At 36.2% G+C, this 15,686-nt stretch carries 20 protein-coding genes and 1 pseudogene; 11 read left to right on the top strand and 10 right to left on the bottom strand.

The window, feature by feature from the left end; genetic code table 11:
* Positions 1-446: 446 nt before the first annotated feature.
* The 4 genes from ntdP to fabL form a co-directional block, all read right to left on the bottom strand.
* Entirely contained in the window at positions 447-977 is a 531-nt protein-coding gene (gene ntdP / locus HUW50_RS12030) for a nucleoside tri-diphosphate phosphatase (protein WP_066336031.1), read from the bottom strand.
* 146 nt (positions 978-1,123) lie between these two features.
* On the bottom strand, positions 1,124-1,378 hold the full coding sequence (locus HUW50_RS12025; protein WP_066336024.1) for a YgaB family protein: 255 nt from the start codon (positions 1,376-1,378) through the stop codon (positions 1,124-1,126).
* A gap of 370 nt (positions 1,379-1,748) precedes the next feature.
* The gene (locus HUW50_RS12020; RefSeq protein ID WP_066336014.1) at positions 1,749-1,958 is read right to left on the bottom strand and encodes a gamma-type small acid-soluble spore protein; all 210 of its coding nucleotides are present in this window, start codon (positions 1,956-1,958) and stop codon (positions 1,749-1,751) included.
* Between the two features lie 80 nt (positions 1,959-2,038).
* Positions 2,039-2,794, bottom strand: a complete 756-nt coding sequence (gene fabL, locus HUW50_RS12015; protein ID WP_066336011.1) for an enoyl-[acyl-carrier-protein] reductase FabL — start codon at positions 2,792-2,794, stop codon at positions 2,039-2,041.
* A 136-nt stretch (positions 2,795-2,930) separates the two neighbouring features.
* On the opposite strand from fabL, the gene HUW50_RS12010 reads away from it, so the two are divergent.
* Positions 2,931-3,155 (top strand): cytosolic protein, encoded by a 225-nt coding sequence (locus HUW50_RS12010; RefSeq protein ID WP_066336008.1) that lies wholly within the window; start codon positions 2,931-2,933, stop codon positions 3,153-3,155.
* An 11-nt stretch (positions 3,156-3,166) separates the two neighbouring features.
* Here the strand turns inward: HUW50_RS12010 and mutY are convergent, their stop codons facing one another.
* A complete protein-coding gene (gene mutY, locus HUW50_RS12005; protein ID WP_066336000.1) occupies positions 3,167-4,267 on the bottom strand; it encodes an A/G-specific adenine glycosylase in 1,101 nt (366 codons plus the stop codon).
* Positions 4,268-4,501: 234 nt separating this feature from the next.
* On the opposite strand from mutY, the gene HUW50_RS12000 reads away from it, so the two are divergent.
* Positions 4,502-5,482: a metal-dependent hydrolase gene (locus HUW50_RS12000; protein ID WP_066335998.1), complete on the top strand. Its 981-nt coding sequence runs from the start codon at positions 4,502-4,504 to the stop codon at positions 5,480-5,482.
* A 131-nt stretch (positions 5,483-5,613) separates the two neighbouring features.
* On the opposite strand, the gene HUW50_RS11995 is transcribed toward HUW50_RS12000, so the two are convergent.
* Positions 5,614-5,883: a YfhJ family protein gene (locus tag HUW50_RS11995; RefSeq protein WP_066335996.1), complete on the bottom strand. Its 270-nt coding sequence runs from the start codon at positions 5,881-5,883 to the stop codon at positions 5,614-5,616.
* A 111-nt stretch (positions 5,884-5,994) separates the two neighbouring features.
* On the opposite strand from HUW50_RS11995, the gene HUW50_RS11990 reads away from it, so the two are divergent.
* Both HUW50_RS11990 and HUW50_RS11985 read left to right on the top strand, forming a co-directional pair.
* Positions 5,995-6,159 carry a small, acid-soluble spore protein K gene (locus tag HUW50_RS11990; RefSeq protein ID WP_066335991.1) on the top strand — a complete coding sequence of 55 codons (165 nt, stop codon included), beginning with the start codon at positions 5,995-5,997 and terminating at the stop codon, positions 6,157-6,159.
* 29 nt (positions 6,160-6,188) lie between these two features.
* Positions 6,189-6,344 (top strand): YpzG family protein, encoded by a 156-nt coding sequence (locus HUW50_RS11985; protein WP_083964705.1) that lies wholly within the window; start codon positions 6,189-6,191, stop codon positions 6,342-6,344.
* Positions 6,345-6,377: 33 nt separating this feature from the next.
* Here the strand turns inward: HUW50_RS11985 and HUW50_RS11980 are convergent, their stop codons facing one another.
* Entirely contained in the window at positions 6,378-6,695 is a 318-nt protein-coding gene (locus HUW50_RS11980; protein ID WP_157094448.1) for a YfhH family protein, read from the bottom strand.
* 23 nt (positions 6,696-6,718) lie between these two features.
* Positions 6,719-7,519, bottom strand: coding sequence for a recombination regulator RecX (gene recX, locus HUW50_RS11975; RefSeq protein ID WP_185653945.1), 801 nt, complete (start codon positions 7,517-7,519; stop codon positions 6,719-6,721).
* Between the two features lie 99 nt (positions 7,520-7,618).
* Between recX and HUW50_RS11970 the strand changes: the two genes are divergently transcribed.
* The 7 genes and pseudogenes from HUW50_RS11970 to HUW50_RS27080 all read left to right on the top strand — a co-directional run bounded on the left by HUW50_RS11970 (position 7,619) and on the right by HUW50_RS27080 (position 13,030).
* Positions 7,619-8,518 (top strand): TIGR01777 family oxidoreductase, encoded by a 900-nt coding sequence (locus HUW50_RS11970; RefSeq protein WP_066335987.1) that lies wholly within the window; start codon positions 7,619-7,621, stop codon positions 8,516-8,518.
* A gap of 283 nt (positions 8,519-8,801) precedes the next feature.
* On the top strand, positions 8,802-9,932 hold the full coding sequence (locus HUW50_RS11965; RefSeq protein WP_066335983.1) for an amidohydrolase: 1,131 nt from the start codon (positions 8,802-8,804) through the stop codon (positions 9,930-9,932).
* Positions 9,933-10,383: 451 nt separating this feature from the next.
* Positions 10,384-10,941 (top strand): GNAT family N-acetyltransferase, encoded by a 558-nt coding sequence (locus HUW50_RS11960; RefSeq protein WP_066335975.1) that lies wholly within the window; start codon positions 10,384-10,386, stop codon positions 10,939-10,941.
* A gap of 137 nt (positions 10,942-11,078) precedes the next feature.
* Positions 11,079-11,207, top strand: coding sequence for a YfhE family protein (locus tag HUW50_RS11955; RefSeq protein WP_232329061.1), 129 nt, complete (start codon positions 11,079-11,081; stop codon positions 11,205-11,207).
* A 245-nt stretch (positions 11,208-11,452) separates the two neighbouring features.
* On the top strand, positions 11,453-11,644 hold the full coding sequence (locus HUW50_RS11950) for a YfhD family protein (protein ID WP_066335972.1): 192 nt from the start codon (positions 11,453-11,455) through the stop codon (positions 11,642-11,644).
* Between the two features lie 300 nt (positions 11,645-11,944).
* Positions 11,945-12,466: pseudogene (locus tag HUW50_RS27085) on the top strand (peptidoglycan recognition protein family protein); the annotation flags it as partial.
* Between the two features lie 9 nt (positions 12,467-12,475).
* A complete protein-coding gene (locus HUW50_RS27080; RefSeq protein ID WP_396652632.1) occupies positions 12,476-13,030 on the top strand; it encodes a peptidoglycan-binding domain-containing protein in 555 nt (184 codons plus the stop codon).
* 331 nt (positions 13,031-13,361) lie between these two features.
* On the opposite strand, the gene HUW50_RS11940 is transcribed toward HUW50_RS27080, so the two are convergent.
* Positions 13,362-14,495: a DEAD/DEAH box helicase gene (locus HUW50_RS11940; RefSeq protein ID WP_066328454.1), complete on the bottom strand. Its 1,134-nt coding sequence runs from the start codon at positions 14,493-14,495 to the stop codon at positions 13,362-13,364.
* Positions 14,496-14,765: 270 nt separating this feature from the next.
* The gene (locus HUW50_RS11935) at positions 14,766-15,305 is read right to left on the bottom strand and encodes a histidine phosphatase family protein (protein WP_066328452.1); all 540 of its coding nucleotides are present in this window, start codon (positions 15,303-15,305) and stop codon (positions 14,766-14,768) included.
* Between the last annotated feature and the right edge of the window lie 381 nt (positions 15,306-15,686).

Genomic DNA, 15,686 nt, shown 5'->3' with positions numbered 1-15,686 from the left:
TGGCACATTGTTGATTAAAGCGAACGCCTGTAGCGGAAATCAACAACCAAGTTTAACAAATAGACTTTATAGAAAGATAAAATTATTTCTTTAAATTGATATTATTTAATAAGGCTCTTTTCTAAAAGATTGTTGTTTTTGAACAAAACTGATTAGGTTGATTGGTGCGGAAGGTGCGGAAGGTGCGAGACTCCTGTGGGAGTAGCGGGACAGATGAGACCCCGCAGGCGCTTCGCGCTGAGGAGGCTCATCGCCCGCCCCACGGAAAGCGAGCATCCTGGAGCGCCAATCAACCAAACCAATACTATTTTAAAAGCAACAAAGTTTGCGAAAACATTCTTTAATAAAGATATCCTATTATGGACAGAAAAAAGGCTGACTCTTACATTTGTTTCAACTACTGCCAAAGTTGAAACGTTACCTGAGCCACCCTTACTTACACACTATTATTTTACATAGGTTAAATACCGTTCATACCATTCATCGATAAATTCAGGCGCAAATGGCCCCTTTTTCTGGCGAATCCACCGCAGTAAAGTTTCTAAATTATTCTTTAAGATAAGATCGATTACTTCTGGATAGTTCATAATCTTGCTATGCTGCTCGTATTCATCTTCATCCAATATCGTATAAGTCATATCCGGATACACCTTCACATCAAGATCATAGTCGATATATTTTAACGCTTCATCATCCCAAACGAATGGTGAGCTTATATTACAGTAGTAGGTAACACCATCATTCCTAAGCATACCGATAATATTAAACCAATGTCTCGCATGAAAATAGCATATAGCAGGTTCTCTCGTTATCCACGTTCTTCCGTCCGATTCTGTTACAACTGTTCGGTCATTACCACCAATAATACAATGCTGTGAACCTTTTAAAACAGTTGATTCTTCCCAAACTCTGTGGATGTAACCATTATGCTTATAACTATGAATTTGGATTTTGTCTCCTTCCCTGGGAAAGCCCACGTTTCTCCCCTTCTTTCAAATGGTCGCTTCGTGAAATCTCTTATCTCACAAACGTCGTCTCGTAATTTATTTGTTATCATTATACCGTTTGTGAATTAAAAAAGAAAATAAAAGAGTCATTTCGTAGGAAATGACCCCAATTGTATTCAAGAAACGGTTTCGAATTGTTGATTTTCGTAGGATCGAATAACCTCTTCTGTTTGTTTTTCAAATATTTCTTGAATTCTATTTAATTCCAGCTTCATTTGCTCAATCTCATCTTGCACAGATTGTATCTTTGCTTCGTCCTGCAAAGCAATCAGTTGTTTCATTATATCTTGGCACCGTTCAATTTCAGACTGCAAATATAATAATTTATCCATAGTTTTTAACTGCTCACCTACCAATTGATCAAAATTCATAGCAACACTCCTTTCTGTTAAAGAGAAATCATCAAAAATTGTGATAGTGTTTAATTCTCCGTAACATCGTTCTTTCCTTTGACTACTTATGTAGAGGAAACGGAAGTTTTGTCGTTTTGAGTGTTATCTTTTCATTTACAATGCTACTAGGTCAATTCTTATAACTATTTTTAATAGACTATTTCACTTTTTACATGGCTATTTTCGCAAACGTTGTTGCTATTTACAAAGTAATACGGTGGTTAATTTCCGATCCAATTAACCTGAAATAGTTTTTGTTTTAAAAGCAACAATCTCTTAAATTAAAGCAATTCCACCAAAAAAAGACACCTCTCCACGAATTGGGAAAGGTGTCTTTTGCATAGCTAACTTAAGAGTTTTGGTTCTTTTTAGCTTCAGCTTGTTGGTTTTGTTGTCTTACTTGTTGAGCATTCGTTTCACTAGCGAATTCAGTGCCAAATTGACCTGCACCCGCTTGAGCTCCAGCGCCTTGTGCTGATTGAGCGTTTTGTTGTCTCACTTGTTGAATGTTAGTACCTGCTGATGTTTTACCAGGTTGTTGGTTGTTGTTTTGTGCCATTTTAATATCACCTCCACGAAATATAGATTGTCCCGGAGATGATCTTTATATCCTAGAAATTTAAAATTTTTTTAAAAAAATTAAACGAGTAACGAACGACCACCATCTACTATTAGGGTTTGCCCTCTTACCATGGATGCTTTTTCAGTTAAAAGAAACTCAATTGCATTTACCATATCTTCAATCTCAACCATTCTGCCTGCTGGAGTATTTTTTCTTGCATCCTCTAAAAGTTCATCTCGATTTGGGAAATGCTTAAGTGCATCAGTGTCAACTGCACCACCAGAAACTGCATTTACAATTATATTTTTAGGAGACAATTCTACAGCTAAATATCTTGTAAGTGCTTCAAGTGCAGCCTTAGAAACACCAACAGTTGTGTAATTTTCCAGATAGCGAATAGAACCAAGCGAGCTTGTGCTAACAATAAATCCTCCGCCATTTCTCTCCATAAGCTTTGCTGCCTCTTGCGCACAGAAAAGAAGTGCCTTACTGTTAATATTCATTGTCCAATCCCAATGGTTTTCTTCAAGCTCCATGGCAGGCTTTTGCACACCTGAAGCGGCATTATTGACAAAAACATCGAGTCTTCCAAACTGCTCATCGATTTGTGCGAAGAGCTCTTTGATTTTTTCTGGCTTTCCAACATTTGCTTTTATAGCAATCGCTTTAACACCAAGCTTCTCAATTTCTTCTACTACTTCTAACGCTGCTGTTTTACTACGTGCATAATTAACAATGATGTCATAGCCTTTCTCAGCTAAACGTATAGCAACCGCCTTACCAATCCCACGGCTACTCCCTGTAATGAGTGCTACTTTATTCTCTTGGCTCATTTTGTCAGCTCCTTATATGTAATAAATCGTATAGATGAATTTATTGTATCAGATACTATAGTGAAACTACTATTTAGGGGTGTTTTTTCTCCTAATAACTTTAACGAACATCGTCCATTTCATAAGGAGGATACCCATGTACGTAGGCCGTGATATGACTGAACTATCCATGATGTCAAAGAAAGAGTGGAAGGATGAAGAACTTGCTTTTTTCCATCACTCTCTTCAACAGGTTGTACCTTACTTGAACGTAGAAGGACAAACAATTCATCGAGAAATTGTACAAGAAATAACATCCCGTGGCGGTCTTAACAGAAGTGAAGCCACTTATACCCAAGGGACAAGAACACAATATGATTGATTTTTTAGGGGTCAGGCTAGGTTCTGCCCCTTATAAATTTGATAAATTTTCTGATGTGATACTGGAAAAGCAAACTTGCTCAATTCTTCTGGTGATACTGCAACTAGATTTTCGTTCGGACTATTCTTTACTTCTGCAATGAAAATAGAGATATTCCAGATCAAATGAGAAAAAATATGTTCCACCGTACCTGCTAATTCAGATAACACAACCTTTGCTTCATATTCTGTTTGTAAATAATCAGCTAACTGTTCACGATAAGTTTTTCCTGTTGTTGCTACTATTTCAAAGTTCGGATGCTCCCACAAATTTGCAAGCAAGCCTGTAGATGGTCGTTTATGAATATAGAGATTTCCATCTGAATCATGTAAAACTGCTGCGGCCATCTGTAATGGTTTTGGCTTCTTTTTCTTACTTTTAATCGGTAATTCAGCTTGAACACCTTCTTCAAAAGCAGTACAATGCTCTCGAACTGGACAAAGTAAACAAGAGGGAGAAGTTGGTGTACATATTAATGCCCCTAGCTCCATAAGTGCTTGATTAAAAGAAGAAGGATCATCTCTTGAAATTAACTCATAGGTGACATCCTCAAAAGTCTTTCTTGTTTTCGGCTTAGCAATATCTTCCCAAATCGATAATATTCTCGAAAGAACTCTCATAACGTTCCCATCAACAGCAGGCTCAGGTATGTTATAAGCAATACTTAAAATCGCCCCTTTAGTATAAGGTCCGACGCCTTTTAGTTTTGATATTTCGTGTGGAGAATTTGGAACCACACCACCATAACTTTCTTTTACCTCTTTAACAGCTGATTGGAGATTACGTACTCGGGAATAGTAACCAAGCCCCTCCCAAGCTTTTAGCACTTCCTCTTCATTGGCATCAGCTAATGCTTCTATTGTGGGAAATTTTTCGATAAATGAAGTAAAATAAGGGATAACTGTATCAACTCTAGTTTGTTGAAGCATTATTTCTGAAACCCATACCTTGTAAGGATCTTGATCCTTACGCCATGGCAAATCCCTTTTTTCAGTCAAATACCAGTTAATCAAATCATCTTGAAATTCATGTATTGAAAAGCTTCTGAGTTTATTTTGTAAATCGTTATCCATGTGAATTTTCCTCCGGATGTTAATTTCCATAATAATCGGGAAAATAGAATATAAATAGTTTGCTTCTATTTTTGCAGTTTCACTTTTATCAGGATAGTATAAGACTAAATATTAATAAAGCCTTTATGTTTAAAAGTAATAAGAATTGAACACATTGGACAGTATTATGACATATAAATTCCTTAGTAATTAAAAAAAAACTCCTTTCGAGTAAAAACAAGGAGGTACATTTCGTTGGATACTGGAACACATGTCGTCATGGGAATTGCATTAGGAGGATTAGCAACATTAGATCCCGCTATAGGAGTCGATAATCCGACAGCACATGCAGTCATGCTTGGGGCGATCTTCGGCTCTCAAGCACCCGACTTAGATACCATTTTAAAACTTAGAAATAACGCAAAGTATATCCGAAATCATCGTGGAATTACTCATTCCATCCCTGCAATTTTTATTTGGTCTTTTTTAATTACAGGGATGATAACGATATTTATTCCTGAAAGCAATTTGCTTCATTTATGGCTGTGGACACTACTCGCGATTGTGCTCCATGTTTTTGTTGATATTTTTAATGCTTATGGTACCCAGGCACTAAGGCCATTTACGAAGAAATGGATTGCATTAGGCATCATAAACACATTTGACCCATTTATCTTTGTTGCTCACTTAGTTGGCATAGCGATTTGGTTAATCGGTGGTCATCCTGGTTACACATTTTTAAGTGTTTATATCATATTGATTGGGTACTATATTATTCGATTTTCTATGCAACGAAGGATTATTCATCGTTTACACAAGCTAGTACCTCAAATCGAACAAGTTATTATCTCACCAACAATGAGGTTTCGTAGATGGCATATTGCAATTATGACCGATACAAGCTTCCATGTAGCAAGAGCTGTTGATGGTGAAATTATGTTCCTTGATGAATTTGAACGAATACCTGTCCCACAGACAGATGTAATCAGAGCCGCAGAGCAAGATGACAACATATCAGCATTTTTATCCTTTTCCCCAGTTTATCGGTGGGAAGTCGATGAGTATACAGATCATTATGAGGTACGTTTTATTGACTTACGATACAGAAGTAAAGGGTATTATCCTTTCGTTGCAATTGTACAGCTCGATCAAGAACTAAACATCGTAAGCTCCTATACAGGCTGGATATTTAGCGAAGAAAAGCTTCGTAAAAAGCTGGAGCTCATACCTGAATGAACAAAGCATAAGCGACTTGGGTTCAGTCGCTTACGCTTGTTGTGATGCGGATTATTACAGTTCCCAAAACCAAGAAAAAGGCTGGATTCATAACTCATGAGCCAGCCTTTTTTATTTAAACAAACGTTTAATTAATGCTTTAAATAATCTTCATTATTCAACAAATGACTATATTTTGGATTTGTGGCGATAAATTCATGAAGCTTGTCACCATAATGAGTAATTAATTGTCTAACTACCTGTTCGGTCACTTCTTTACCACGATATTCCCTACCAGTTCTAGCTTGTGTTGATTCAAAGTCTTCCCAAAATAATTCAATCCACGTTCTTGCTTGTGCATATGAAAGGCTTGTGTTTTTACTTAACAACTCATTCGTTAATCGTTCAAAATATATTTCCATTATTCTCACCTCTAGGAAGGAATCGTTACTTATATTTTAATCAAAAGCACCCATACTATTAGTACGCTTCTTTTTAGGAAGCTAATGAATGATGACTTGGAGGGGATTGTGTTGCGTAACAAAGAAGCAGGATTTCCTAATATGAGCAACAACAAGTTTGAAGGCGAACCAAGAGCTAAAGCTGAATATGCTTCTAAACGAGCAGACGGTACCATTAACACTCATCCACAAGAACGGATGAGAGCTTCTGGAAGTCGAGAAAACCCTTACTCTTAATACGCTAAAACTTGTGGAGGTGCTTCCTAATGGGTACAAAGAAAAGATTCTATGACAATTTGTATTCTAATCCATTTAATCAGCCCTGGGCTAATCCAAAACATGCCCACGCTCAAGTAAATGGTCAAACCCAACAATCTCAAGACCTCATCATTCTAAAAAGACAAACAAGAAAACAATCTTAACTTGTAAGTTTGGACTGACAGCTTATATGCTTGTCAGTCCTTAATTAACATTGAAATTGGCAATGCTTCCTCAACATTTGGTGTTGACAGACGATAACCCCATGCAAAAATTCCATTCATATACGAAATTTTAAATGATTCTCCAGGTGCACCTTCCACTTCATATATTTCTTCTGGTTTATAATTGGTTGGATCCAATAAATAAGATTTTGCCATTGAAATTTTACGCTCTAAAACAGCAAATTCGTTAACAATTCCAAGCTGTTCTGCTTTTCTCGCCTTTTCCTTAAGGGACGCAATTTCGTTCTTTAGTTCATATTCAGTCATTTCACTATATCGTTTAGTATTCACTGTAATTTCCCCTAGTCATATAATTATTCTTCGTCTAAATATTGATCAATGATTTCAACGGAAAACCCTTTACGAAATAAAAATTGTTTCATCTTTAGTTTATAGTGATATGAATCCTCATTTTGGTATTTCTTTTTAGCCTTTTCTGCGTGTTTTAGTAATGCAGCCCATTCCTCTGATTCTTCCTGCTCTACATTCACTTCTTCTAATGCAATTGAAATAATATCATAAGAAAAGCCCTTCCTCATCAGATGCTGCTCTAATTTTTGCTTTAGCTGCACACTAGATAGCTTATTATTTTTTTTCAATACCTTTTCAGCATGGTTAACTGCCTCTTCAATTTGAGCAGCTTGCGTATATTGAATAAGGGCTTGTTCGATAAATGCTTGTTCGATTCCTTTACCTGCCATCTCTCGCTTTATCACACTTGGCCCTTTTCCATTCGTTTGCCACTGTGTTCTGACATAAGCTAAAGCAAATTCAAGATCATCAACATAGCGATATTCCTTAAGCTTAAATATGACCTCTTGAATAATCGCATCGTTATATTCCTTTTTTTGTAAGTGATCCTCCACTTCTTTTATAGAGCGCATCCGATAACTTAAAAATTCTAAAGCTTTATTATATGCCTTTTTAATTTCATCACCAAATTGGATTTCATTAATATCAAATTCATCAAGTTCTTTTCCTTTTTGAAGATTGTATTTAATAAACACATCTTGATCTACACTAAAAGCATATTTTTCTCCCGTTCCATCATCTAAAAAAATATTTAATCGATCTTCAGAATGCTTTTGCGCAGTGATTTTTGTAATAATAGCCATATTCTCACCTACTAATCGTTTTAAAAATATATTAAAAAGAGGAGATTTTTCATAAAAAGGGTATATAAGTAATAGAGCTATTTCAAAGGAAGTGATCAATTGAAAATTGCCATAGCCGGTGGTACCGGTTTTATTGGAAAGCACTTAACTCGTCATTTTTTATCTAAAGGTCATGATGTCTTTATTTTAACACGAAGTGAAATAACTTCTTCAGAAAAAAACCTCCATTTTGTTAAATGGTTAACTGATTCAGCAAAACCGTCTGCTAATTTGGCTGGTGTAGATGCTGTCATAAATTTAACAGGAAAATCAATAAATGACCGCTGGACTGAAAAAGCTAAAAAAGAAATAGTCGGGAGTAGAATTAGTTCAACTAATGCGATCTATTCTATGATTAAAAGCATTCCAAATAAGCCTTCTGTGTTTATTAACGCAAGTGCAATTGGCATTTATGGTACATCATTAGAAAAAACATTTACAGAACAAACAAAGGAAATTGGTACTGATTTTCTCGCTAAGACCGTGCAGCAATGGGAATCAGAAGCCGCAAAAGTTGCGGATTTATCCGTAAGAACAGTATACGCAAGATTCGGCATCGTCTTAGGTGAGCAAGGGGCCCTTCCTAAAATGGTTTTACCTTATAAATTATTTGCAGGTGGAAATCTTGGATCAGGACAGCAATGGATGTCATGGATACATATTGACGATCTCGTAAAACTTATTGATTATATCATTCACACCCCTGCTATCTCTGGTCCAATTAATGCTACAGCACCGAATCCAGTTAGAATGAATGAATTTAGTCAGACAATAGCTGATGTCTTAAAAAAACCTAATTGGTTGCGAGGACCATCTTTTGCTTTAAAAACATTATTAGGTGAGATGAGTATATTAATTTTAGAAGGTCAAAAGGTAATACCTGAAAAGGCTCTACAGCATCATTATCACTTTTTATTTCCAACTCTTGATAAAGCATTGGTAAATCTTCTACGCAGTTAATAAAGAAGTCTTATGCTCAAAACAAAAGGCTCTTTTCTAAAAGATTGTTGTTTTTGAACACAACTGATTAGGTTGATTGGTGCGAAAGGTGCGAGACTCCTGTGGGAGTAGCGGGACAGATGAGACCCCGCAGGCGCTTCGCGCTGAGGAGGCTCATCGCCCGCCCGCCGGAAATCGAGCATCCTCTCGCTGCAATCAACCAACCCAATACTATTTTAAAAGCAACAAAGTTTGCGAAAACAGCCAAACAAAAAAACAATCTTGATGGGAGCTTGACATTGTTATGAATTCAACACTTTTTAAACAAGCAACGGTTTATCCTGTTACCTCTGCTGTTAAGTACGAAACAGATGTACTTGTTGAAAACGGGAAAATAGTTGCAATTGGAAAGAATTTAGAAAGTACTGAAGATACGATCGTGATTAATTGTAAGGATCAGCTATTATTTCCTGGCTTTATCGATGTTCATACCCATTTAGGTTTATATGACGAAGGTACAGGCTGGGCGGGGAATGATGCCAATGAAACGATTGAACCACTAACTCCCCATATTCGTGCACTTGATGGTGTTCATTCGCTTGATCCCGCTTTTACGGATGCCATTAAATACGGGATTACGACAGCTCATGTAATGCCAGGAAGTGCAAATGTGATTGGTGGCACAACTTCTGTTATTAAAACCTACGGCGCAAACGTTGCAAATATGATTATCCAGGAAACAGCTGGGTTAAAGATTGCTTTGGGAGAGAACCCAAAACGGATGCATAGTCATGGAAATAAAGAATCAATCACAAGAATGGGAATTATGGGTATGCTTCGTGAAGCATTTTACAAAGCGAAATACAGTGATGAAACTGAGGATTTTCGATTAATTCCAATCAAGAAGGCTCTCCGCCGTGAAATTCCGGTTCGAATCCACGCCCATCGTGCAGATGATATTATGAGCGCTATACGCTTCGCCGAAGAATTTGAACTTGACTACAGAATTGAGCATTGTACTGAAGGGCACTTAATTGCAGATGAATTAATAGGCAAGCAAGCAAAGGTATGTGTTGGACCTACATTAACTAGAAGGTCGAAAATTGAACTCAAGAATAAAAGTTGGTCAACCTATCAAGCATTATCTGAAAGAGGTGTCGAGGTGTCAATTACAACCGATCACCCTTACACTCCTATACAATACTTAAATATTTGCGCATCAATTGCAGTTCGAGAAGGGTTTGATGAACAAAAAGCGCTAGAAGGAATTACCATAGCTGCTGCACGTAATCTAAGGGTCGATAAACGAATTGGTAGTATTGAGGTAGGAAAAGATGCAGATCTAGTTATATGGAATTATCACCCGTTTCATTATCTTGCAAAACCACAATTAACAATGATAGATGGAAAAGTAGTCTATGACGCAAAAGGATAATATTACCAAAAAGTTATTTTGGTATTGTATAGAACTAGATACTACTTGTTCCTTTAGTTGGTAGGAATCTCAATTTAAAAGCCCATTTACTATATTTGATTAACGCATTAAATTAGAAGATTAGCACCGTTTTTTTCTGTACGTAATTTCCACTAAAATAGTAGGATTTCAGTAATATCAACTACTATTTTAAGATAAATTATTTTTTTTGAAATTCGACAAAAAAGGAGTATCTTTTTCATTTAAAATGACGTATTATACTCCATGGAGCAAGTTAAAAAAACAATTAAATCTAGTAATGGGAAGGCAAATGGTGCGCCACCAGCTTTACTGGTTCTAGTGGGTTCGATTCCCACCCCGAAATTTTTTGAAGGTAATGTTTTTATAAAAAATTTCGAGGGTGGAGACGACCATATCACGTGGAGTCTGCCCTCATATTGGAGGGGTCCAGATGCTAAAAAAACGTGATATTCATGATAGTCATGCACTTTATGATCACATGGTTCACCCTGATGTTTTCCCATTTGTCCGTCATAAAGCAAATTCTTTTGAGGAATATCTATTCTTAACGAAACAAACAATTGAAGCTGAAGAACGTGGTGAGTTGATTTCACGTACCATTTTAGACGAATGGGGCTCTCCAATCGGAACAATTAGTTTGTTTGATATCCAGGATAACGCTGGCTTTTTAGGAACGTGGTTAGGAAAGCCATACCATGGAAAAGGCTATAATAAGCTTGCTAAGGATGCTTTTTTTCATGAATTATTTTATGAATTAGATATTGAAACAATCTTCTTACGAATACGTAAACAAAACGTTCGTTCAACAAGAGCAGCCGCAAAACTGCCGTATGTTGTTAATGCTAATGAAACAAGAGCAAGCTTACTTGAGCAAATAAACAAAGGTGAAGATTTATTCAATTTATTTGAAATTACAAAAGACCTTTATACATTCAACACGTACCACCAAACTTCAGAAGCGGATGACAATCAGCTTAAAGAAGCTTAATATACCAGGCCAGGTGAGATCATTGATCTCACCTATTTTATTGATTTAATATTTTTTAGCTAAGAGGTAAATTGTATGAATCCACCCTCATTTGTCAAAACTAATGATGAATACTATATTTTGGAAGGATGATTACATTGGCATCAGAAAGAAAGAAGCGAGATAAGACAAAAAGTACTCTATCTAGTATGCAAGAAGTTACTTATTCTAGAGAGTTTAAAAGTGCTGACCGTGCTGGTGGATACATAAGTAAATCAAGACACTAACTTCCAACATGAAATCATGAAAAAAAGCCATCCTAATCTTGTACGACAGTTACAAGTACAAAAGCTCAGGGCGCCTTGAACAGCCACGGGCAAATAAGACTCTCATGAATAGAAGGTGTTTTTTACCTTCAATTCATGAGCGGCTTAGACCCAAGAGGGGCTAGGCGCTGGAGCTGGATGTCAAGCGCTCATCCACTGTACAATGAATTTTAAAAATTCTTTAACAAACAAAGGAGGGCTTTTTCATGGGTCGTGGACATCAACATAATCATAAAGCTCGTGATAAAAATTCAGTAACGCTTCCTCAAACTCCCAAAAATTTAAAAAGAGACGGTGTAGACGAGGAATTCTCTCGTGAGATCGCAGACCAAGCAGATATGGAAGCTCAAGCTAGAGCTAACGCTGCTAATCAACGTCAACAAACAAACAGAAAGTGATAATAGTGTAGAAAAGGAGTGGAAAACCCACTCCTTTTTATTATGTGAATAACTATTGTCGAAAATGTGGATAAGTTTAATTAAAAATTGTGAATATTGTTAATAACTTGTTAATATCTCCAGCAATCGTTTTCATTTTATCCACAATTTTATCCCATAAGCGTTGTCACCCTAACCTAATATGCTGTGGACAATGTTAATAACTTTTCACATTGTTCATATTTTTCACAATAAATACTCCTTTTTCATAATCTATAACGTATTGGTTTGTATTAATAAAATGACAGGGGTGTTTATTAGTTGGCATACGAGATCACTCGAGATTATATTCGTACTGGTAATTCTCGGTCTGGGCAACGTATTGGGACTGTACGCTTTATTGTCAGCCATGATACTGGAAATCCAGGCTCTACAGCTTATGGTAATCGCAATTATTTCGATAATCAGCAACCTTCCGCATCTGCACACACCTTTATTGATGATAAATATATACTTGAAATTATTCCTTTAAGCGAAAAGGCTTGGCATGTTCGTTCTAATGTACCAGGTGACAATAGTCGATATGGTGCTAATTCAAACGATGCTGCCATCGGAGTGGAATTGTGTCACGGCGGGAAAATCAATTTTCAACAAGCCTACAATCGCTATGTCTGGTATCACGCATATCTATGTGATAGATTTAATCTAAATCCGAAATCAGATATTATTGCACACGCAACTTTAGATCCCTCAAGAAGAACAGATCCAATAAATATATTAAGAACACACGGAATTTCCTGGTCGATGTTTATCGATGATGTTGTTGAAGTACTTCGGAACTTCAACGGAGCAATTCCATCAGCTCCTGCTGCACCGTCAGCACTTTCAAAACCACAAACTTCTAAACCACCTGCTTCAGTTGTTAAAGGTACAACCGTTACATTACCGATTGGTGAAGGAGATTCCGGTCCCTTTGTTCGTGATATTCAACAAGAATTAATAAAAGCTGGTTACAGACTTCCCAGATTTGGAGCAGATGGAAAATTCGGAGAAGAAACTGAAAATGCTGTAATGAAATTTCAAAGAGATAATAATCTGGCTGTAGATGGTTTGGTTGGACCCGTTACTTTAAACCGACTACAAGAGGTTAATCATCAAAGAGTATCTGCCTCAGATTTCCCATTACCAACAGGTGTTTATCGTCGTGGAGATCAAGGAAATGCAGTTAAACAAATTCAAAGAGCTTTAAAACAAATAAATTTTAATCCCGGATCAATCGATGGCATCTACGGACCAAATACGGAAGATGCCGTAAAAAGATTTCAATCAATGTATAGAGCACTAGCTGATGATGGTATTTATGGTCCAAATACACGAAAATATATAAGAATGGAATTAGATGATTAATTCTTAAAATTTCATGTATAACTATCGCCAATGCAACATAAAGTATTATTACAACTCAGAACTTACACCACGTTTCTAGAAAGCACGCTGCTCATATAGAGTGGCGTGTTTTATTGTCACAAAAGCGCAAGCGACTTGAACAGCCTCTGGCAAATTAGCTACCAGCTCCAGCGCCTAGCTCATCTAGGGTCTAGCTAATTTAGAATTGAATTCAAAGAACGTCTTCTATTCTAAATATGTCGTGCGCTTATCCACAGTTTAAGCATTTAAGAATTTTCTAAACAATAAAAAAAGCTTGAAGGTCTGACAAATTATATCAGACCATTCAAGCCTATGCTTCAACTAATTCACCTTTATATAATCTGTTCTTTTTCAAAGTTATACCTAGCTCATTTGCCAATTTCTTCAATTCTCTTACTTCTCGTTCTGTTACAATTGACACAACTGTTCCTGAAGCCCCTTGTCTCCCTGTTCTTCCTGAACGATGAACATACTGTGATGCATTAGCTGGAAGGTCAAAATGGATTACATGAGAAAGCCCAACGATATCTAAGCCTCTTGCAGCTACATCTGTTGCAAGAAGAAGTCCTTGTGTATCTGTTCTTAAGCTTTTTAAAGCAGCTTCTCTCTCTTCTTTTTTAGTATCACTGTGCAAGAGGTGTAAATCAACGCCCTTGAACTCTAATTTTTCAGCGAGCACATCAAGACTGCCTATATCTTTCACAAACCCTAAAGCTTTCATTCGAACTGTTTTAGCTAATCTTTCTAAAATGGTTATTTTTTCTCTCTGCTCACAAACAAGATAAACATGCTCCACATCACCTACAGGCACTTCTTCTAAGCCAACTTTTATGATCTCAGGATTACCTTTCATAAGATCTCTCGCCTTTGATTCTGTGCTTTCATTTAAGGTAGCTGAAAACAACACTACTTGGCGTTCATTCAGTGTTGTTTTAATAATATCTTTCATTGTATTTTTATGTTCAGGAGTGAGTAGCTGATCCCCCTCATCTAATACAATTGTTTTCACCTCATGCATTTTTAACTTTTTCATTTTAATCAATTCATGAATTCTTCCTGGCGTTCCGACAATTACTTGCGGGCTTTTTTTCAGCTTCTCAACTTGTCGTTTAATATTTGCACCACCTATAAAAGAAGCGCTTGTTAATCCGCTACCTTCAGACCACTTTTTAATTTCATCAAAGATTTGCATAACAAGTTCCCTTGAAGGGGCAAGAATCACGATTTGGGCATTCTTCTTATTTGCATCAATATTATTTAACAGTGGTAGTACATATGCTAGTGTTTTTCCTGTCCCAGTTGGAGATTCAGCAATAACATCTTTCCCTTCTAAAATAAGGGGAATTGTTTTAATTTGAACCGCAGTTGGCTCTTGAAAATTTGCCTTTTCCCAATTTGTTTGAAGGAATGGTTTTATATCCGTTAAAAAATTCGCTTGTGTCATGAAAAGCTATCTCCTTTACTTAACAAAATTCGTTACTTTCATGATGATAAACTACCTATAAAATTATGTAGTCTTCACGTTATTTTATAAATTGCTAACTCTAGCAAAACCGATTTTTAACTATTGGTCACCCTTTTAGGTGCTGGGAGTTTTACTGCCCGTTAACAATGGGATAAACAGAATAAAAGTCAACCATTATAGTACAGCTAAATAACAATAAAAGCAAAGGGATTCTATAACGCAACAAAATCTATGTATGTTTTTGGAACCTCAAGATTTCTCAAAAAGATAAAGAACGCCATTTTTCGCCCTAGTAATTTTAGGACCACTAAAACCATTTTTAACAAGGTATTTCTGAATATATATCATTAATGCACCATGACTGACAATTAGGATATTCTCCTCTTCATTTTCCATTGCCTTTTTCACAACATATTCAATTCGATTTATTACATCAACTTTCTTTTCCAGTTGAGATTTATGATTCACCATCCATGAGAGTCTTATTAATAGCATCCATAGAGGAAATGGCATTTTCACATTTCGTTTAAATAAAGGATAGATAGGTATTTCTCTTAATTCCTCCATTATATCAATGTCACCTTTATAGATCTGCCTTGCTGTTTTTTCGGCTCTATATAAGTCACTTGAAAAACATCTATCCCATGTGGTTCCTTTAAAATTGACTTCTTTACCTTCTATATCTGATGAATCATATTCCTGTATCCATTGAAATAGCCTCTCTTGAGTTAAACTAGCACTTGGGTAACCTTTCATAACCTTAAAATGACGAACTAAACCAATTTTCATATATTCTCCTCAAAACAATATTTCGGCATATTTCCCCAGAAATAATTATCATTCTGCAAATAAACAGAAAACAATGACAAATTATTTACTAGTTTTCTCTAGAAGAAAAACCTCATATCCAGAATTTTTGATAATTTCCGTGCAACCTACACCCGATTTTTACACCATTCACATCTTTCTTTACTAGTATTCTATTTTTCTCTTTTTTTATGGATCCCACAAAAAAAGAAACACTCTTGTTGAATTTAAAAACAAAATAGCTGACACATTTATATCTAAATTCTAAGAAGAGAAATGTGTCAGCATCTTTGTGTTAACTGAGGCAGGTAGGAAAGTGGGTTAGCTTAACATATGTGAGATCAGGTTAAAATTCCATTAAAG

This window comes from Metabacillus sp. KUDC1714 (genome assembly GCF_014217835.1).
GTDB lineage: Bacteria > Bacillota > Bacilli > Bacillales > Bacillaceae > Metabacillus > Metabacillus rhizosphaerae.
Note: the sequence above shows the minus strand (reverse complement) of the source record. Positions and strands in the feature narration are given on the sequence as shown.